The organism is Novosphingobium sediminicola (assembly GCF_014196525.1).
Classification (GTDB): domain Bacteria; phylum Pseudomonadota; class Alphaproteobacteria; order Sphingomonadales; family Sphingomonadaceae; genus Novosphingobium; species Novosphingobium sediminicola.
This window is the reverse complement of record NZ_JACIDX010000018.1, coordinates 25,702-45,023: the sequence shown is the minus strand read 5'-3', so window position 1 is coordinate 45,023 and position 19,322 is coordinate 25,702. Positions and strand designations below refer to the sequence as shown.

Here is a 19,322-nt window from a genome sequence, read left to right as displayed (position 1 = left end):
CCCCATAGATCATTTGAGGGCCGAAGCAATCCGGGCGAAAGCCTGCGTCAGTTTCGCCTCATCGGCGGCGAAGGAAATGCGGAAACCGGCAAAGCCGCAATGCGCCCCGCCAAAGGCGCTGGCCGCGACGATCGCCACGCCATTTTCGAGCAGATGCATGGCCAGCGCTTCATCATCGCCAAAGCGGGGCATCAGCGGCGCCGCATCAATCATGCAATAGAACGCGCCATCGGGAATGGGCGTCGACAGGCCGGGAATCGCATTGATCGCATCGACGCACAGGTCGCGCCGCGCCCGGAATTTCTCGCGCCAGTCGAGCAGGAATTCCTGCGGCCCTTCAAACGCAGCCACCGCGCCCGCCTGCGAAATCGAGCAGGCATTGCCCGAAACATGGCTCTGCAAACGCCCCATCGCGCCGATCAGCCATTCCGGCCCCGCCGCCACGCCGATGCGCAGCCCGGTCATCGCATGGCTCTTCGACACGCCCGAAACGGTCAGCACCCGCTCGGCCAGATCGGGGCATTCGACCGCCAGCGTGGCATGAACGCCCCCATTATACCGCAGCGGCGCGTAAATATCGTCGCTCAGCACCAGCACCTGGGGATGGCGGCGCAGCACCTCGCCCAGCGCCTGCAAATCCGCCGCGCTGTATGTCGCGCCCGTCGGGTTGCCGGGGCTGTTGAGCAGCAGCCAGCGGGTCTGCGGCGTGATCGCGGCGGCCAGAGCATCGGCCGAGAGCCGGAAACCATCCGCCGCATAGGTCGCCACCGGCACCACGCTGGCGCCCGAAAAGCGCACGATTTCGGGATAGGACACCCACCATGGCGCGGGGATCAGCACGTCATCGCCCGGATTGAGCGTGGCCATCAGCGCGAGGAAGATCGACTGTTTCCCGCCCGAGGACACCAGCACCTGTGATGGCGCGACCTTCAGCCCCAGATCGCGCTCATAATGCAGCGCCGAGGCGCGGCGCAGCGCCGCCGTGCCGGCCACCGCCGTATAGCGCGTGTCGCCCGCATCCAGCGCATCCTTCATCGCGGCCACCACATGGGGCGGGGTCGGGAAATCAGGCTCGCCCACGGATAGCGAGATGATGTCGCGTCCTTCATCGCGCAGCGCGATGGCGCGGTCGGTCATGGCGTTGGTGCGCGAGGGTTGGATGCGCGAGAGGGCCTGAGAGATGTTCATGGAAAGCGCGTTAAACGCAAAGCTGCGCCCGCATCAAGCCGCGCAGGCCATTGCCGATAAAGAATCCGTCCTCCAGATCCTCCAGCGTCAATTCCGCCTCACGTGCGCGCCCTTCCTCGATCAGCGTCCGGCGCAAGACCCCCGGCAACAGACCCAGCGCCAAAGGCGGGGTCAGCAGCACCCCGTCGCGCTCGACAAAAACGCTGGTGAAACAGCCCTCGGTGATCAGCCCGTCATCGCGGACGAAGATCGCCTCTTTCGCGCCCTCGGCCCGCGCCGCGCGCAGGCCCGCGTCATAGAACCAGCGGTCGGATGTCTTGTGCCGCAGCCGCCAGTCGCCCGTGTCCAGCGGGATCGGCAGCGCGATCACCGGCACCGGCGCATCGCGATCCAAAGGCGCGGGCAAAGGCCCGACCTCGACACTGACCGCCCCGCTGCGCCCCAGCACGAGGCGCAGGCGCGAAGGCTTTTCGACTTGGAAACACAGCGCATGGATGGCATTGCGCGCGCCGTGGCGGTCAAAGGAAAAGCCCAATTCGCCAGCGCTTTCCTTCATCCGCTCCAGATGCGCCTCCAGCAGAGGCACGCCGATTTCGGGATCAAAGGCCATCGTCTCGATCAGATCGAAAGCGGCGATCATCTTGTCCGGCGCTGGCTGATGCACGAAACCCCCTTTGACCAGACATTCCCGCCATTCGTCGATGGCCACGGAATCCGCCACCACCGCCGACCCCACGCCCAGCACCGCTTTCCCATCGGGCGCCAGACGCAGCGAACGGATTGCCACATTGAAAGAGGCGCTTCCAGTGGAATTAAGCGCGTCGGGCGGGTCGATGTGGCCCAGCGACCCGCAATAGATCCCGCGCGGATCGCGTTCATGGGCATGGATCAATTCCATCGCCCGGATCTTGGGCGCGCCGGTCACCGATCCGCAGGGGAACAGCGCCCGGATCACATCTACCAAAGAGCGTCCCTCCTCCAGCCGCGCCGTTACGGTGGAGACCATCTGATGCACGGTGGGATAGGACTCGATGGCAAAGGGCGCATCGACGCGCACGCTGCCTGCATCGCTGACGCGGGCGATGTCATTGCGCATCAGATCAAGGATCATCAGATTTTCCGAACGATCCTTGATGCTCTCGACCAGTTCGCGCGCCAGCGCCGCATCGGCATCGGGCGTGGCGCCGCGCGGGCGGGTGCCCTTCATCGGCTTGGCGCGCAAATCTCGCCCCTGCGCCTCAAAGAACAATTCGGGCGAGAGGCTGAGCAGCCAATATTGGCCGTCGAACAAGATGCCGCCATGGCCGCCCCCGCCGCTGCTGCGCAATTGGGCATAGAGCGCCAGCGGATCGCCCGCCCATGGCCCGGCCAGCGGAAAGGTGAAATTGGCCTGATAGATGTCGCCCGCGCGGATCGCCTCGGCAATATGGTCAAAGGCGGACGTATAGGCCCCCGGCCCGATCGCGGGCACCATGGGGCCGATCCGGGGCGCTGGATCGAATTGCGCCTGCCCGGCCAGCCATTCGCTCACCTGCGCGCCGGACATATCCTGCCAGCCATCAAAGGCGCCCATCCACACCAGCGGCCCATCGGCCCCGCTGCGCGCCGCGGCCAGCTGGGCAAGGCGCGGCTCCAGCGCCAATCCTGCCTCATAGCCGAAATGGCCCGCGCAGGCGTAGCCCTGCCCGATCAGCGCCTCGATCCGCGCCAGCGCCGGGGCGACTTCTTCGGGCCTGCGCGCGATGATGATTTCGCGCGGGTTGGTATAAAGCCTCGCGCGACCTTCATCCGCACCCGATGCCCCATTCCGGCGTGCATCGTCGAGCAGGACAAAGGGCGCGTTATACGGCCGGTCGTTTCTTATGGAATCTCCCATGATGGGCGGCTTCTAGCGATGTAAGGCCAAGGTTGCAAAAACCCTTTGTTCCTTGGGCATCTGTGTTGTGCTTTCGATGCAGAAAGCGATAGAAATGGCCTAACATCGCATTATATTGAATGAAATAGAGGGGCTGGCCCGTTCGGCCCGGTCAAAATCCGGCCATTATGAACGGGGCCATGAACGGGGCAGGGACGGCCCCTTGGGGGGAGAGCGATCATGCGTCATCATCGGCTTTTTGACACTGTGCTTTGCGCCGCCATGATGCTGCCCCATGGGGCATGGGCCGCCCCCCATCCTGCGGCGCGCCCGGTTGCCCGCCATGCCGCACCCGCCGCGCCCGTGGTGGCCGAGCCTGTGGCGGCGCCTGCCGCCCCGGCCCAGCCTTTGCCGCCCCCGCCTTCCGCGCCGCGCGGGCGGCTGGAGGGTGCGGTCACGCCCGCCTTCTACCGCCTCGACCTATCCGTCGATCCGGCCAAGGAGCGCTTTTCCGGCCATGTCGAGATTGACGCGCTGCTCCATGGGGCGACGCATTATGTCTATCTCCATGGCCGCGATCTCAACGTCACGCGGGTTTCGGCCAACGTCAACGGGCGCAAATTCCCCGGCCATTGGAAACAGGTGGATGAAACCGGCGTCGCCCTGCTGACGTTTGACGAAGAATTGCCCGCAGGCCAGGCCACCTTCGCCTTTGACTATGACGCGCCGTTTCAGGACGGGCCGCAGGGCATGTTCCGCGTCAAGGTGGGCGATGCGTGGTATAGCTGGACCCAGTTTGAATCGATCGATGCGCGCGCCGCCTTCCCTTCGTTTGACCAGCCGGGGTATAAGCAGCCCTTCACCGTCACGCTGCGCACGCCCAAGGGCATGACGGCGGTGTCCAACGCGCCCGAAACCGATACGGTTGATGACGGCGCGCAAACCATCCACCGCTTTGCCCAGAGCGCGCCGCTGCCCTCCTATCTGGTGGCGATGATGGTGGGGCCTTTCGCCGTGGCCAAGGGCGAGGTGGCGCCCACGCCGCAGCGCGATAAGCCTTTGCCTCTGCGCATCATTTCGACCCAGCAGAACAAGGACAAGCTCGCCTTCGCGCTGGAGAACAGCAAGAGCATCGTCACCCATCTGGAAAGCTATTTCGGCACCGCTTTCCCCTATCCCAAGCTGGACCAGATCACCGCGCCCGTCATGCCCGGCGCGATGGAGAATGCCGGGGCCGATCTCTATCAGGACAATCTGCTGATTCTGGACGATGCCGCCACCACGGCGCAAAAGCGCGCCTTCGGCATGGTGGTGGCGCATGAGCTGGCGCATCAATGGTTTGGCGATCTGGTCACGCCCGCGTGGTGGGATGACATCTGGCTCAACGAGAGTTTCGCCAACTGGATGGGCTATCGCATCGGCAACGAGTGGCGGGCGGACCTGAACATCGGCGCAGGCGCGCTGGAGGAAGGCTTTGCCGCGATGGGCACCGACGCCCTGCTGGCGGGGCGGCCGATCCATCAAAAGATCGATACCAATGCCCAGATCGACGCCGCCTTTGATTCGATCACCTATGGCAAGGGCGGCCATGTGGTGGCGATGATCGCGGCCTTTATGGGCGACGATGCGTTCAAGGCGGGCGTGCGCGACTATATGGCCGCGCATCGCTATGGCAATGCGACCAGCGCCGACTTCTTCGCCTCGCTGGCCAAGGCTTCTGGCGATCCGCGCATCCTGCCCGCGATGCAGAGCTTTACCGACCAGCAGGGCATCCCCTTGCTGACCTTCAGCGGCGGCAAGGGCGAATATTACGCGGTGCAGAGCCGCTATGCCCGGTTGGGCACTGTCGCGCCGCCCCAGAAATGGTCGATTCCCTTTTGCGTGCGCGTTGAAAAGATTCGCCAGTGCCAGTTGCTGGACGGCGAGGCGGCGATCATCAGCATCATCGTCAATGGCGCGATGATCCCCAATGCGGGCGGCACCGGCTATTACCGCTTCGACATGCCGCAGGCCGATTGGGAACGCCTGCTGGCCGTTTCGGCGGGCCTGCCCGGCGGCGAGGCGCTGGCCGTGGCCGACAGCCTGTGGGCCAGTTTTCAGGCCGGGAGGGCGCGGCCCACGCTCTTGCTGCAAATGGCGCGGACCATGGTGAACAACCCCGATTCCTATGCCAGCGCGGCGGCCACCGGATGGTTGCAGACACTGGATCGCGCCGGTTTCTATGATGCGCCCGCGCAGGGGGCCTATCGCGCGCTGTTCAACCGGCTCTATGCGCCGATGCTGGCCAAGGCGGGGTTCAATCCCGCGCTGGGCGCTTATGCGGGCGAGGAGGCGGAAGGCTCGCAGCGTCGCGCGCAACTGGTGCGCAAGATGGCGGGCGTGGCGCGCGATCCGGCGCTGCTGGCCACGCTGGCGGGCGCGGCGGGGGCATGGTTGGGGGGCAACAAGGCGGCGCTCGATCCGGCGTGGTATGGCGTGGGGCTTGGCGCATGGCTGGAGGCGCAGCCGGATGGCTTGGTCGCGGCCAAGTCCTTGTTTGAACAGGCGCTGGCCTCGCAGGACCCGTTGTTCCGCCCCTCCGCGCTCTCGGCTCTGGCCGGATCAGGCAAGGCGGATGTCGCGCAATGGCTGCTCGATGACGCCAAGGACAAGCGCCTGCGCCTGTCCGAAAGAGTGCAACTGGTGATGGACGTGGCGGTGAACACCAAGACGCGCGACATGGGCTATGACTGGTTGCGGGCCCATGCCGATGAATTGCTGTCGGGCAGTTCGGGCATCTTCCTTGCCTCGCGCCTGCCGCAGGTGTTCGGCACTTTCTGCTCGGTGGAAAAATCCGATGCGATCCAGAAGGATTTCGGCGCGCGGCTGGCGGGCAAGACCGGTGAACTGGAACTGGCCCGCGTCATCGAACAGGTCCACAGCTGCGGCGTGTTGAAGGACGCGCGCGCAGCCGAGGTTTCCGCCGCGATGATGCGAGCCAAATGATCAGTTAGGAAGCGGCAGCCAGAGCGTTGCCATCAGGCCGGTCACCGCCCCGCGCTCATCGGTCTGATTATGCAGCGTCAGCCGCCCGCCATGCTGGTCCGCAATCGCGCGGGCCAGCGTCAGGCCAAGCCCCGCGCCCCCTGTGGCGGTGTTGCGAGAAGGTTCGCCGCGGGTGAAAGGCTCGAACATCTTCTCGATGTCGCCGCCGATCCCCTTGCCATGGTCGACCACGCGGATCACCGCCCAGCCGTGGCCCTCGGCTTCCTCGCGCACCATCGTCACTTGCGCGCTGCCGGCATAGCGCAGCGCATTGCCGATCAGATTGCGCAAAGCCCGGCGCAGCCATGTTGCACGCAAAGGCATGACCAGACGCGGTGCATGGTCGAATTCCACGTCCTCGCCCATATCCTCATATTCCTCGACAATCGAGGCGACGAGGGCGGCCAGTTCGGTTGATTCCACCGGATCGCTGGGGCGGCCCACACGGGCCAGCGAGAGAATATCGTCCAGCGAGCGGGTGATGTCCTCGATGGTCTTGGCCATCTTGTCGCGCTCGGCATCGTCCTCGACGCTCTCGATCCGCACGCGCAGCGCGGCCAGCGGTGTTTTCAGGTCATGCCCGATGGCGCCCAGCATCACGTCCTTTTCATTGATCAGCGAGGTGATGCGCTGCTCCATCGCATTATGCGCCTCGATCAGATGGCGCACGTCGGCGGGGCCTTGGGGCTCCAATTGGCCGGTCGATTCGCGGGTGCGGGCGAATTGATCGACCCGGCTGGTCAGCGCCGCCAGAGGCCGCGCGATCCGCCGCAGGATCAGCGCAATCGCGCCCACCAGCACGGCATAGATAAACAGCGTTTGCGCAATCAGCGTGGCCAGCAGCCATGGATCGCGCGCCGGAACGCTGGAGCGCACCACCATCCATTCGCCGCCATTTTCAGCCTGCGCCGCCGCCACCAGCACATGCCGGGGCTTGGGCGGGGCATGGTCGCCCATCATCGCATAGCGGCGGTCGACGCGCTTTTTCCAGAACGGATCATCGGCAATATCGCGCTCGACCACCATCAGATGTTGCGGTTTCAGATCCTGCGAGCCGAGCAGTTCATTGAGACGCTGGGTGATTTCGGGCTTGGCCTCGTCGCCCGCATTGGGGCGGAAATCGGCCATGCGCACCGGGCGGGGGCCGCGCGGCATGTCATCCGGCCCGCGCCCCACCATCAGGGGCGGGCCGTCATGGCGGTGCGGCTCGCGCGTCCGTTCTTCGCGCAGGCGCTCTGCGCGCATCATCTCGGCGGGCGGCGGCGGGGGAGGCGGGCCCCCTTCGGGCGTGTCGGCTTCGTCGCGGTGGCGCAGCGCAATGGCCGCGCGCATCGCCAGTTCCTGCGTTACCTGTTGTTCGCGATATTCGGCCTGCGCCTTATACAGCAGAATCGCGCTGATCGTCTGGGCCAGCAGCAGCGCGCCCGCCAGCGCCAGCATGACCTGTCCGGTCAGGCTGCCCGGTAAAAGTCGGGGCGGCAAAAACCGACTGGGATTCCAACGCTTCATGCCTCCACCGTGGGCACCCGGCGCACATCGGCGGCCAGCATATAGCCGCCGCCCCAAACGGTCTGGATCAGTTGCGGATTGCGGCTGTCGACCTCGATCTTGCGGCGCAGGCGGCTGACCTGATTATCGACCGCGCGGTCGAACAGATGCGCCTCGCGCCCCTGCACCATGTCGAGCAGGCGGTCGCGGTCCAGCACCTGCCTTGGATGTTCGAGGAAAGCCATCAGCAGGCGGAATTCCACCGAGGAAATCGCCACAATCGCGCCATCGGCGGCAATCAGCCGCCGCTTGAGCGGATCGAGCCGCCAGCCATCGAACTGGAAATCCTCATTGGCCTGTGTTTCGGCCAGCACGCCGCGATGCGTCCGGCGCATCACGCTGCGGATGCGGGCGACCAGTTCGCGCGGTTCGAAAGGTTTGACGACATAATCGTCGGCGCCGATTTCCAGCCCCACGATCCGGTCGGTCGCTTCGCCCCGCGCGGTCAGGAAGATCGTCGGGATCGAGCGCGCCTCGGTCAGATGGCGGCACAGCGACAGCCCGTCCTCGCCCGGCATCATGATGTCGAGCAACACCAGATCGGGCACATCCAGAGCGATGATGTTGCGCGCCTCGGCCGCGCTGGCTGCCTGCCGGACGGCAAACCCCTGACGCTCCAGATAGGAGGCCAGAGGTTCGCGCAGATCCGGCTCGTCATCGACCAGCAGGAGGCGCAGCGGAGTAATGTCGCTGTCGCTGTTCACTTCATCCTACCTTATTGCCCCGCAGGAGGCGGGGGCGGCGGCATATCATGACCGCCATGTTGACCGGGGCCGCGTTGACCGGGGGCATTGGGACCCATCCGGCCCGGACCGCGCCCGCCCATGTTCGGACCCATATGGGCCTTCATCGCGGCGCGGCGTTCATCGGGCGTGACCTTGCCATCGTGATTGGCATCCGCGCTGTCAAACATCTTGAGCGCGGCGCCGACAAAGGCGTCTTTGGTCACAGTGCCGGTGTGATTGGGATCGGCCTGACGCATCAGGCCCATCATCATCATGCCGCCGCCCATACGGTGCGGACCCATGCGATGATGGCCGCGCGGGCCCATATCACCGGGGCCGCCGGGGCCCATCTTGCCATCCGGCCCGCCCGGAGGCGGCGGAGGGGGCATATCTTTGCCGCCCATAGGGCCCATGCCCTGCTTCATCCGCTCGCGCATCTTGTCATGGGCGGCTTCAAATTCCTGACGGCTCAACTGGCCGTCGTGGTTGGTGTCCATGGCGTCGAAATGCTTGGCTTCGCGCGCTTCGCGGTCGGCCTTGTCCAGCTTGCCGTCATGGTTGATGTCCATCATGTCGAACATCTTTTCGGCATGGGCCTTGGCCTCGGCGCGGGTCATGTCCTTCATCGGGGGCATATCGCGGGGGGGCATGTCGCGGCCCATGGCGTGGGGGCCGGCAGGCGTCGCCGGGGGCGTGGCGGGCGCCTGCGCATGGGCCGCCGAAACCGCCATGAGGGCAATGGCGGAAAGCCCGATAGAAAGTTTCCTCATCCTAGCGATCCTTACAGTGAACTCTTCTTGGGGGGCAAAAGAGAGTTGGATGAAAGCCGCAACCGTTACCCGTACCTTGAAGGGGGAGGGGAGAGGCCGGGGCGGCTGCAGCTTTCATGACTGTTCTATGCCCCGACTGTCGCGCCATTATGCCGGAACCGCCGATTTTTGTCGCCAATTGTCGCGCCATTCTTGCCCATTACGTATGATCCGCCCTATCGCGCGCGGCCCTGTGTACCCCATCCTGCGGTGATGAACAGTACCCGCGCCGATGCCGCGACATTGGCCGTATGCCACACCCCGCGCGGATTGATCGCACATTCCCCGGCGCTTAGCGCCACCTCCTGCCGCACCCCTTGCGCATCCTCCTGAATCAGCGTGATTTCGCCATCAAGGCAGATCACCACTTCCTCGCCCTCAGGATGCATTTCCCATGAATCCCAGTCCTGCGTGAACGTGTACAGGCTGACCAGCCGCCCATCGGCCCCATCGGCGGCATGGCGCGCGATATAGGGACCGTACCAGTCCATGCCGGTAAATTCCGGCTCCGCGCAGGCCGTCCCGCCAAGGCCGAGGTGGACCGGATGGGAGGCCAGATTATGCGTCATGGCCCTCTCCAAATCCCGGCGCAAAGACGAAGGCGTTGAGCTTGTTGCCATCCCGGTCGCGGAAATAGGCGGCGTAAAAGCCGGGGAAGCGCTCGCCCGGCACGCCCTCGCACGATCCGCCCAGTTCCAGCGCCAGCGCGTGGATACGGTCGACCTGATCGCGGTCCTTGGCCTCAAGCGCGACCATTACGCCATTGCCCACGCTGGCGGGCTGGCCGTCAAAGGGCAGGGTGATGCCGATCCCCGCCGGGCCGCCCGGCACGCCCCACGAGATATAGCGCTCATCGCCGCCCATGCGCCCCGCGCCCAGCTCCGCCGCGATGGCGTCGTAAAACTCCGCCGCGCGGCGCAAATCCTGCGTGCCCAATGTGACATAACCGATCATGCCTGCTCTCCCGTTGGTATCGAGTCGTTTGGCTGGAACAATATGGGAACGCTGGCGCCCCCGCAAGCATCACCCCAGCGGCTTGCATTGCTCCTTCAGCCAGTCCAGCGCCTCGCCCGACAATTGCGGGGCGATGATGCTTTCCACCCGCGCGTGATAGGCGTTCCACCATGCCACCTCGTCGCGGGTCAGCAGGCGATCATCGACCAGCGCCCGCTCGATCGGCACATGGGTCAGCGTTTCAAAGCCGAAATAGGCCCCTTCGGCCCCGTCCATCGCGCGCTCCTCGACCAGCACGAGATTTTCGATGCGGATGCCATAGGCCCCGGTCTTGTAATAGCCCGGCTCGTTCGAGAGGAACATGCCCGCCAGCAATTCCTGGCCCGTGCCTGCCTGTCCGCCGCTGGATTTGGCGATGCGCTGCGGCCCTTCGTGGACCGAGAGGAAGCTGCCCACGCCATGCCCGGTGCCATGGGCATAATCCAGCCCCGCCGCCCAGAGATATTGCCGCGCCAGCGTGTCGAGCTGGCTGCCGTTGGTTCCGGCGGGGAAGACCGCGCGGGCAATCGCGATGTGGCCTTTCAGCACGCGGGTGAAGCGGTCGCGCACCTCGTCCGGGGCCGCGCCGGGGCCGACCCAGACGGTGCGGGTGATGTCGGTGGTGCCATCGGGATATTGCCCGCCCGAATCGACCAGATAGACGCTGGAAGGATCAAGCGCCCGGTTGGTTTCCTCGCTGACACGGTAATGGACGATGGCCCCGTTCGGCCCTGCGCCGCTGATCGTGTCAAACGACAGGTCGCGCAGGTCCCCGCATTCCCGGCGGAACTGGTGCAGCGCCTCGGCGGCGCTGATTTCGGTGACGGTACCTTTGGGGGCTTCGACGGACAGCCAGTGGAGAAAGCGCGTGACCGCTGCGCCGTCGCGAGCCTGCGCGGCGCGGTGTCCTGCCTGTTCGACGGGGTTCTTGATCGCCTTGGGCAAGACGCAGGGGTCGCGTTCCTCAATGATCTGCGCGCCGGAAAGCGCCTCAAAGATCGCCGCCACGCTGCGCTCGGGGTCGACCACCACCTTTCTGCCCGCCAAAGCGCCAAGGGCGGGGACAAAGGCCTCGCGCGGCTGGATACGCACGGCATTGCCCAGATGGGCGCGCAATTCGGGCGTCACCTTTTCGGGCGCGATGAACAGATCGGCCGTGCCATCGGCATGGGCCACCACAAAGGACAGCGCCACCGGGGTGCGCGACACATCCGTGCCCCGCATATTCAGCAGCCACGCCACCGAATCGAGCGCGGCAATCACCGCAGCATCGGCCCCGCGCTCGCCCAGCCATTCGGCCACGGCGGCGCGCTTTGCCTCCGACCCCACGCCCGCCAGCGCGGTGGAATGGGGCGCGGCGGGGGCAAGGCTGCGCTCCGGCTGATCATCCCACACGGCATCGACCGGATTGCGATCCACCGCCGCCAGCGTTGCGCCGCGCGGCTCCAGCGCCTTTTCCACGGCCCGCGCCCATGGGCGGCCATGCAGCCATGCGTCATAGCCGATCCGCGCGCCCTGAGGCGCATGGGCGCCCAGCCATGCGGCGGGGCTGATGGCCGGGACATTCTGATACTCATACAGCGCGCCATCCACCTGATCGCGCACCTGAAGCGTATAGCGCCCATCGACAAAGATCGCAGCCCTATCGCGCAGCACCACTGCCGTCCCCGCCGAGCCGCCAAAGCCTGTCAGCCATTCCAGCCGCTGGGCATAGGCGCCGACATATTCGCTCATATGCTCATCGGAAATCGGGATGACAAAACCGTCCAGCCCCTGTGCGGCCAGTTCGGCGCGCAGGGCGGCAAGGCGTTCAGTGTGGATATTGTTCGGCATTGGGACGCGCTTTCCTTCGATTCCCTCGCCAAGGTCGCTTGCCGCGAGGGGTTTGCCAACATAGATGCAAGCTATGAGCAATTCCAGCCAGCCTCGCCCCCCGATTGCTGCCAAACAGGCGCATAGTTTCACCCACCATGGGATCACCGTCACCGACGATTATGCGTGGTTGCGCGATGCCAATTATCCCGAGGTGGGCGATGAGGCGGTGCTGGCGCATCTGAACGCGGAAAATGCGTGGTTTGAAAGCCGGATGGCCGGGCAAAAGGATCGCATCGACGCCCTGTTCACCGAAATGCGCGCCCGCATCAAGGAAGCCGACAAGAGCGTGCCGCAGAAGGATGGCGATTACCTTTATTGGATCGAATATGAGGAAGGCGCCGAATATAAGAAATGGTGGCGCAGGCCCGTGGCGGGCGGCGATGACGAATTGCTGCTCGACGAGGTGGCGCTGGCGCAGGGCAAGGAATATTTCCGGCTGGGCGCCATTTCGCTCTCGGCCGATGGCAAATTGCTGGCCTGGAGCGTGGATGACAATGGATCGGAGCGTTTCACCGCCCGCATCCGCGTGGTCGCCACTGGCGAAGTGCTGCCCGATGTGATCGAGGGGACGCTTTCCTCGCTGGTCTGGGTCGCGGGGGATACGGGGCTGGTTTACAGCCTTGCCAATGACAATTGGCGCACCGACAATGCCCGCCTGCACTGGCTGGGCCGTCCGGTGTCCGAGGATGTCGAGCTGTATCACGAGGATGATGAGGGTTTCCGCGTCGGCTCCTCGCTGTCGGCCAATGAGAAATGGCTGATTATTTCGACCAGCGACCATGAGACGTCCGAAGTCCGCCTGATCCCGGCGGACGATCCGCTGGCCGCGCCGATTCTGGTGCGCGAGCGGGTCGATGGCGTCGAATATGATGTCGATGAGCGCGATGGGATGCTCTACATCCACGCCAACGATACGCATGAGAATTTCCGGCTGGCCAGCGCGCCTTTGGCCGATCCGGGCAACTGGACCACGCTGATCACCGGGACCGATGAGTTTTACCTCACCGGCTTTGACCTGTTCCGCGATTTCTATGTGATCGAGGGGCGCGTGCGCGGGCTGGATCGCATCGAGTTGCGCTATTACGACGATCCGGCGCGAATCGAGCCGATTGAATTTCCCGAGGATTCCTATGAGGCCGGATTGGCCGACAATCCCGAATGGGCGGTGGACCGCCTGCGGGTCAGCTATGAAAGCATGGTCAGCCCGGCCAGCGTCTATGACTATCATCTGGCCGATAAGAGCCTTGAGCTTTTGAAAGTTCAGGAAATTCCCAGCGGCTATGACGCCTCATTGTACGAGACGAAGCGGCTGGAGATTGAGGCGCGCGACGGGACACTGGTGCCGGTCAGCATCCTTTATCGCAAGGATCGTGTGGGGGCAGGCCCGCTGCACCTCTATGGCTATGGCGCCTATGGCATCGCGATCAGCCCGGGCTTTTCCACCACGCGGCTTTCACTGGTGGATCGGGGCTTTGCCTATGCCATCGCCCATATCCGCGGCGGCGACGACATGGGCCGTGCATGGTACAAGGCGGGCAAGCGCGAGGCGCGCGAGAACACGTTCAACGATTTCGTCGATGTGGCGCGCGGGCTGTGCGACCTTGGGTTTACCGCGCCGGGGCGGATCAGCATCTCTGGCGGATCGGCGGGCGGCGAGCTGATGGGCGCGGTCATCAATTCCGATCCGGCCCTGTGGGGCGCGGTGGTGGCCCATGTGCCCTTCGTCGATGTGCTTTCCACCATGCTGGACGAGAGCCTGCCCCTGACGCCGGGCGAATGGCCCGAATGGGGCAATCCCATCGAGGACAAGGCGGCGTTCGAACTGATCCGCTCCTACTCGCCCTATGATCAGGTGAAGGCGCAGGATTATCCGCCGCTGATGGTGACGGCGGGGCTTAACGATCCGCGCGTGACCTATTGGGAACCGGCCAAGTGGGTGGCGCGGTTGCGGGAATTGAAAACCGACAGCAATGAGTTGGTGCTGAAAACCAATATGGGCGCGGGGCATGGCGGGAAATCGGGGCGGTTTGAAAGCCTGACCGAAACGGCGGAGGAGTTTGCGTTTATCCTCTGGCAGTTGGGGGTGGTGGGGTAAGGTTTTGCCTCCGGCGGGTTAAGGGTCTCGACCCTTAACAATCCCCAGACTGTAGAGGTCGCGCGTGAGATCGCCCCATGCGCAACATTTCAGCGCCGCAGGCTTTATAAACCGCTTCGCGGAATGGCGTCTGTTGGCCGGTCTTGGCGCCACCCCGTAACGGGATTGCAAAGGGTCGAGACCCTTTGCCCGCCGGAGGCACAATTCCTTTTACCGAAAACCCCTTGCCTTCCTGATGCCTGTCCGCAAATTCCCCCCATGCCCAACCGCTTCACCCACATTTTCACCGCAGGCCCCGATGACATTGACATCATGGGCCATGTTAACAACGCCGTCTGGGTGCAGTGGATGGAGGCGGTGGCCACCGCGCACTGGATGCAGGACGCCGCGCCCGATCATGTCGAGCGCTATGTCTGGGTCGTGACCCGGCACGAGATCGACTATCGCGGCAATATCGCGCAGGGGCAGAGCGTTACGGCCGAAACCTTCATCCCCGAAGGCCCGGTCGGCGCGCGCTTTGACCGGCGGATCGACTTTCGCAATGATGCGGGCAAGGTCATCGTTTCGGCGCGCAGCACATGGGCGATGCTGGACAAGGAGACGCTGCGGCTGACGCGGGTGTCGGGGGAGATTGCGGCGGCTTTTGCGCCGGAGGGTGGCTGGCCGGGGTGATTATGCCTCCGGCGGACAAAGGGTCTCGACCCTTTGCAATCCCATTATGGGGTGGTGCTAAGGTTTTCAGATAAAAGCTTATCCGCGAAGCGGTTTGATAGCCTGCGGCGCGGCGGCGTTGGGCTTTGGGGGATGCTGTACCAAACCTCGACAGTCTGGGGATTGTTAAGGGTCGAGACCCTTAACCCGCCGGAGGCACCCTTAAACTTTTATCAATCGCGCATCGCCAGCTTGGCGCCGTCCAGACGGTCGGCCTTGTTGGCATAGATGAAGCCATAGGTTGGCGAGGAGCGCATACCCAGCTTGCCGGTGGGAGCGTAGAACACGCGCACTTCCGACCAGTCGCCATTGGCCGAGACGTCTTCGGCCATGGCGCTGCGCTCGATCATGCCGGGGCGCGACCAGTTGGCGTGGTTAAGCAGGACGTGGCGTTCGTCGATTACCTTGGACACCATGGCGACATGGCCCGCGCGCATCGAGTGGGTGGCGCGGAAGGCGAGGACGGCGCCGGCCTTGGGTGCAGTGCCGCGATCATAGCGGCCCTCGGCCTGATCCCACCAACCGGCGGCACGGCCCGACAGGGCGATGCCGGAAACTTCGCGGGCATAGGGAGCGCATTGCAGCACCTGCGCCGAGGCCGGAACCGAGATGAAAGTGGCGAAAATCAGGGCAATAGCGGCGCGGATCAGCTTTGCGTTGGAAAAGGAAACCCGGACCACTGAAAACCCCTTGGCGCTTGTTGGCGTCGATGGCCAAGGTGTAGCCAGAGGATTGCAATTAGGGAATGTCCGGAGGTCGCGCTCTACCGTGGCTTAACAACGGTTCATCGGCTTTCGCACCCGCAGCATGGGGATAAGCCGTTAACGCATCACAGCACATTCCCGTCTTTATCCCTATAGACCTCGCGCCGCCCGACATGGTTGGCGGGTCCGACAAGACCGTCATTCTCCATCCGTTCGATCCATTTGGCGGCGGTGTTATAGCCCACGCCCATCTGGCGCTGCAGCCAAGAGGTGCTGGCCTTCTGGCTCTCGAACACGATGTGGCAGGCCTGACGGTATTTGCGCTCTTCGGGATTGTCGCTGGCGGTGGCGTCCAGATCGTCAAAGCCGAAGCTGCCCTCTTCTGGTTCTTCCGTCACCGAATCGACGTAATTGGGCTTGCCCTGCGCGCGCCAGTGGTCGGCGACATGCTCGACCTCTTCGTCGGAAACGAAAGGCCCGTGAACGCGCACGATCGGCCCGGACGAAGGCTTGAAGAGCATGTCGCCCTTGCCCAGCAATTGCTCGGCCCCCTGTTCGCCAAGGATGGTGCGCGAATCGATGCGGCTGGTCACGGCAAAGGAAATGCGGGTGGGCAGGTTGGCCTTGATGACGCCGGTGATGACATCGACCGAGGGGCGCTGGGTGGCCATAATCAGGTGGATGCCCGCCGCGCGCGATTTCTGGGCAAGGCGCTGGATCAGCACTTCGATCTCCTTGCCCACCGTCACCATCAGGTCGGCCAGCTCGTCGACGATCACCACGATCAGCGGCAGCACCTCGTAATCGAGCTGCTTGTCCTCGTAGAGTTCCTCGCCGGTATCGGGGTCAAAGCCGACCGAGATGCGCCGCCCCAACGGCTTGCCCTTGGCCGCGTTGCTGCGCACCTTTTCATTGAAATTGACGATGTTGCGCACGTTGATCTCGCTCATTTGGCGATAGCGGCGCTCCATTTCCTCCACCGCCCATTTCAGCGCGCGCACCGCCTTGGCAGGCTCGGTCACCACCGGGCTGAGCAGATGGGGAATGTCCTCATAGGACTTCAATTCCAGCACCTTGGGATCGACAAGGATCATCCGGCACTGTTGCGGCGTCAGGCGATAGAGCAAGGACAGCAGGATACAGTTGAGCCCCACCGATTTACCCGACCCGGTCGTGCCCGCCACCAACAGGTGAGGCATCGAGGCCAGATCGACGATGATCGGTTCGCCCGCAATATCCTTGCCCAGAATCATCGGCAGCAGGCCCTTGGCGCCGACGAATTTCTCGGATGCGATCAGCTCCTTGAAGCTGACCATCTGACGGTCGGCATTGGGCAGTTCGATGGCCATCACGGTGCGCCCCGGCACCGGCGAAACGCGGGCCGAAATCGCGCTCATGTTGCGGGCGATATCGTCGGCAAGGCCCACCACGCGCGCCGCCTTGATGCCTGCGGCCGGTTCCAGTTCGTACATGGTGACCACAGGCCCGGTGCGAACGCCGGTGATCTCGCCCTTGACGTTGAAATCGTCCAGCACGGTTTCGAGCAGCTTGGCGTTGCGCTCCAGCGCCAGCTTGTCCACCTTGGGTGCGCTGTTGGGCGGCGGGTCGGCCAAAATGTCGAGGCCGGGCAATTCGCATGTGCCGAACAGGTCGCCCTGCTTGGCAAGGCTGCCCATTTCGGCGGGCTTGGCCAGACGGGCCGAATCGCTGATCTGCGGCGCCTTGCGCGGGCCTGCCGACGGTTCGTCGGGGGTGAAGGGCAGATCCTCGGCTTCTGCTTCAGCCTCGGTTGTCGCGGGTTTGGGCTGGCGCTTTTCGCGGCGGGCGGGGGCCGGGGCTTCCTCGCCATCGGCATGTTTGCGCCGGAAATGCAGCGGCATGGTCAGCACCCAGCCCCAGTCGATGGCAAACACCCGCGTGATCGCCGCGATCCCGCCGACAAAGGCCAGCACGCCCAGCAATCCGGCCACCCAGCCCTGCGCCGCAGCAGGCAGCCATCCGGCCATGCCCCGAATCGCCGCCGCGCCCAGCAGCCCCATGATTCCCCCCGGCGAGGCGGGCAGATTGCCCGGGTGCTCGCCAAAGCCGAGCGAAAGCGCGCTGGCCAGCAGCCCCATGCCCAGCACCAGCACGGCGGTGGGCCGCAGCCAATATTGCTGATGCAGCGGCACGGCCTCATCCTCGTCGGCATCCTCGGCCTCGGCCACCAGCCAGAGCTGGCGCGCAAAGATCAGCAGCAGCGGCACCGCCAGCCCCGCCATCGGCCCGAACATCAACAGCGCGCCATCGGCCACAAAGGCCCCCGGCCGCCCCAACCAGTTGAGCACCGCCCCCCCCGATGCCGTCGAGGCCGAAGGGTCGGTTTGATGATAGGTGAGCAAGGCCACCGCCAGCAGCACCGCGCCCAGCCCCAACAGGCCCGCGCCCAGCAATTCGGCGCTGCGCAGCACGCTGCGCCGCAGGATCAGGCGCCATGATGCGCCGCTGTGCTTGATGGGCCGTGTGGCCATGGGATGTTCATCTCGACAAAAGGGGTGGGAAATCCCCGCCATCATGCGCCTTTGGGCGAGTCCGCGTCAAGAATCGCCGCGTCAATGCGTGGGGGAAAGCCCGTCAATCGCGGCCCAGCGCGGCCATTTCAGCGTGCCCGCCCGCGCCCGGTTCATCCCGCCAAGGGCAATGACGGGCACCGAGCTGCGCGCAGCCAGCAGGCGGAAACGCACCGCCCCCAACACCGGCGCGCCCGGATGGCTGCGCGTGGGAAACACCGGCGAGAGCAGCACGCCCGCCGCGCCCCTTGCCTGTCGCAATTCGCGCAGATTATGCGCCGTGGCTAAAGCCTGTCCCGCGCCATAGGCCCCGTCCGCCCCCCAGCGCCGCGCCATTGCCGCATCGCCCGCCAGTACCACCGCCATCCCCCGCCCCCGCGCAATCCGGGCCAGCGCCTTGAACCGCGCCCGCCTTTCGGCCTGAGGCAAATGATAGTGGCGATAGATCAGTCCGCTGCCCCTTGGCATCCGGCGCAGCGCGCGATCGAGCATGCCATCATTGCGCGCGTCGGAAATCAGCCAGATCCGGGGCAAAGGGGAAAGGGGCTGGCATGGACGCATCAGCGCGCTATAGCACCGCGCCATGATGGAACCAGATTCTTCGCTTGGGCAAGTGCGCGAAAAAATCGCCGCCGCCGCCCGCATCGCCCGCCGCAAGGACAGCGACATCACGCTGATCGCCATTTCCAAGACCAAGCCTGTCGAGGACATCGAGCCGCTGATCGCGCAGGGCCAGCGCGTTTTCGGTGAAAACCGGGTGCAGGAAGCGCAGGCCAAATGGCCTGAACTGAAGGCGCGCTATCCTGATATCGAACTGCATCTGGTGGGCCAGTTGCAGTCGAACAAGGCCGAGGATGCGGTCGCGCTGTTCGATGCGATCCATTCGGTTGATCGGCCCAGTCTGGTGACGGCGCTGGCCAAGGCGATGGAAAAGCTGGACCGCCGCGTCCCCTGCTTCGTTCAGGTCAACATCGGCGCCGAGGAGCAGAAGGGCGGCTGCGCCGTGGCCGATCTGCCCGCTCTGCTGGCCCAGATCCGCGAGGCGGGGCTGCCGCTGGCGGGGCTGATGTGTGTGCCGCCCGCCGATATTGAGGCGGCGCCTTTCTTTGCCCTGCTGGCCAAGCTGGCGGCGGATAATGGTCTCTCCGGCCTATCGATGGGGATGAGCGGCGATTTTGAAACCGCCATCACGCTGGGCGCGACGCATATTCGCGTTGGTTCTGCCCTGTTCGGGGCGCGGGATTAA

At 64.8% G+C, this 19,322-nt stretch carries 15 protein-coding genes; 4 read left to right on the top strand and 11 right to left on the bottom strand.

Annotated features, from left to right (window positions below):
- Nucleotides 1-9: 9 nt before the first annotated feature.
- Both GGR38_RS19650 and pabB read right to left on the bottom strand, forming a co-directional pair.
- Nucleotides 10-1,188, bottom strand: a complete 1,179-nt coding sequence (locus tag GGR38_RS19650; RefSeq protein WP_183627921.1) for a pyridoxal phosphate-dependent aminotransferase — start codon at nt 1,186-1,188, stop codon at nt 10-12.
- A 10-nt stretch (nt 1,189-1,198) separates the two neighbouring features.
- Nucleotides 1,199-3,064, bottom strand: a complete 1,866-nt coding sequence (gene pabB / locus GGR38_RS19645) for an aminodeoxychorismate synthase component I (RefSeq protein WP_183627919.1) — start codon at nt 3,062-3,064, stop codon at nt 1,199-1,201.
- 219 nt (nt 3,065-3,283) lie between these two features.
- Here pabB and GGR38_RS19640 point away from each other — a divergent pair, with 219 nt between their 5' ends.
- A complete protein-coding gene (locus GGR38_RS19640) occupies nt 3,284-6,028 on the top strand; it encodes a M1 family metallopeptidase (protein ID WP_246405067.1) in 2,745 nt (914 codons plus the stop codon).
- Here GGR38_RS19640 and GGR38_RS19635 read toward each other — a convergent pair whose 3' ends face one another.
- The 6 genes from GGR38_RS19635 to GGR38_RS19610 all read right to left on the bottom strand — a co-directional run bounded on the left by GGR38_RS19635 (nt 6,029) and on the right by GGR38_RS19610 (nt 11,975).
- Entirely contained in the window at nt 6,029-7,576 is a 1,548-nt protein-coding gene (locus GGR38_RS19635) for a sensor histidine kinase (RefSeq protein WP_183627916.1), read from the bottom strand.
- Nucleotides 7,573-8,319 carry a response regulator gene (locus GGR38_RS19630; protein ID WP_172340218.1) on the bottom strand — a complete coding sequence of 249 codons (747 nt, stop codon included), beginning with the start codon at nt 8,317-8,319 and terminating at the stop codon, nt 7,573-7,575. The genes GGR38_RS19635 and GGR38_RS19630 overlap by 4 nt, the downstream gene beginning before the upstream one ends.
- Before the next feature lie 11 nt (nt 8,320-8,330).
- On the bottom strand, nt 8,331-9,110 hold the full coding sequence (locus GGR38_RS19625; protein WP_221227165.1) for an EF-hand domain-containing protein: 780 nt from the start codon (nt 9,108-9,110) through the stop codon (nt 8,331-8,333).
- 215 nt (nt 9,111-9,325) lie between these two features.
- Entirely contained in the window at nt 9,326-9,718 is a 393-nt protein-coding gene (locus tag GGR38_RS19620; RefSeq protein ID WP_183627914.1) for a cupin domain-containing protein, read from the bottom strand.
- On the bottom strand, nt 9,708-10,103 hold the full coding sequence (locus GGR38_RS19615; protein WP_183627912.1) for a VOC family protein: 396 nt from the start codon (nt 10,101-10,103) through the stop codon (nt 9,708-9,710). The genes GGR38_RS19620 and GGR38_RS19615 overlap by 11 nt, the downstream gene beginning before the upstream one ends.
- Before the next feature lie 69 nt (nt 10,104-10,172).
- On the bottom strand, nt 10,173-11,975 hold the full coding sequence (locus tag GGR38_RS19610; RefSeq protein WP_183627910.1) for an aminopeptidase P family protein: 1,803 nt from the start codon (nt 11,973-11,975) through the stop codon (nt 10,173-10,175).
- 73 nt (nt 11,976-12,048) lie between these two features.
- Between GGR38_RS19610 and GGR38_RS19605 the strand changes: the two genes are divergently transcribed.
- Both GGR38_RS19605 and GGR38_RS19600 read left to right on the top strand, forming a co-directional pair.
- Nucleotides 12,049-14,112 (top strand): S9 family peptidase, encoded by a 2,064-nt coding sequence (locus GGR38_RS19605; RefSeq protein WP_183627908.1) that lies wholly within the window; start codon nt 12,049-12,051, stop codon nt 14,110-14,112.
- Between the two features lie 258 nt (nt 14,113-14,370).
- Nucleotides 14,371-14,784 (top strand): acyl-CoA thioesterase, encoded by a 414-nt coding sequence (locus GGR38_RS19600; RefSeq protein ID WP_183627906.1) that lies wholly within the window; start codon nt 14,371-14,373, stop codon nt 14,782-14,784.
- 212 nt (nt 14,785-14,996) lie between these two features.
- Here the strand turns inward: GGR38_RS19600 and GGR38_RS19595 are convergent, their stop codons facing one another.
- The 3 genes from GGR38_RS19595 to GGR38_RS19585 form a co-directional block, all read right to left on the bottom strand.
- Entirely contained in the window at nt 14,997-15,503 is a 507-nt protein-coding gene (locus GGR38_RS19595; RefSeq protein WP_425497074.1) for a CHAP domain-containing protein, read from the bottom strand.
- Nucleotides 15,504-15,652: 149 nt separating this feature from the next.
- Nucleotides 15,653-18,037 (bottom strand): FtsK/SpoIIIE family DNA translocase, encoded by a 2,385-nt coding sequence (locus GGR38_RS19590; protein WP_183627905.1) that lies wholly within the window; start codon nt 18,035-18,037, stop codon nt 15,653-15,655.
- Nucleotides 18,038-18,118: 81 nt separating this feature from the next.
- On the bottom strand, nt 18,119-18,661 hold the full coding sequence (locus tag GGR38_RS19585) for a thiamine phosphate synthase (RefSeq protein WP_183627901.1): 543 nt from the start codon (nt 18,659-18,661) through the stop codon (nt 18,119-18,121).
- Here GGR38_RS19585 and GGR38_RS19580 point away from each other — a divergent pair.
- Nucleotides 18,660-19,322: a YggS family pyridoxal phosphate-dependent enzyme gene (locus tag GGR38_RS19580; RefSeq protein ID WP_183627899.1), complete on the top strand. Its 663-nt coding sequence runs from the start codon at nt 18,660-18,662 to the stop codon at nt 19,320-19,322. The two genes, GGR38_RS19585 and GGR38_RS19580, sit on opposite strands and share 2 nt — an antisense overlap.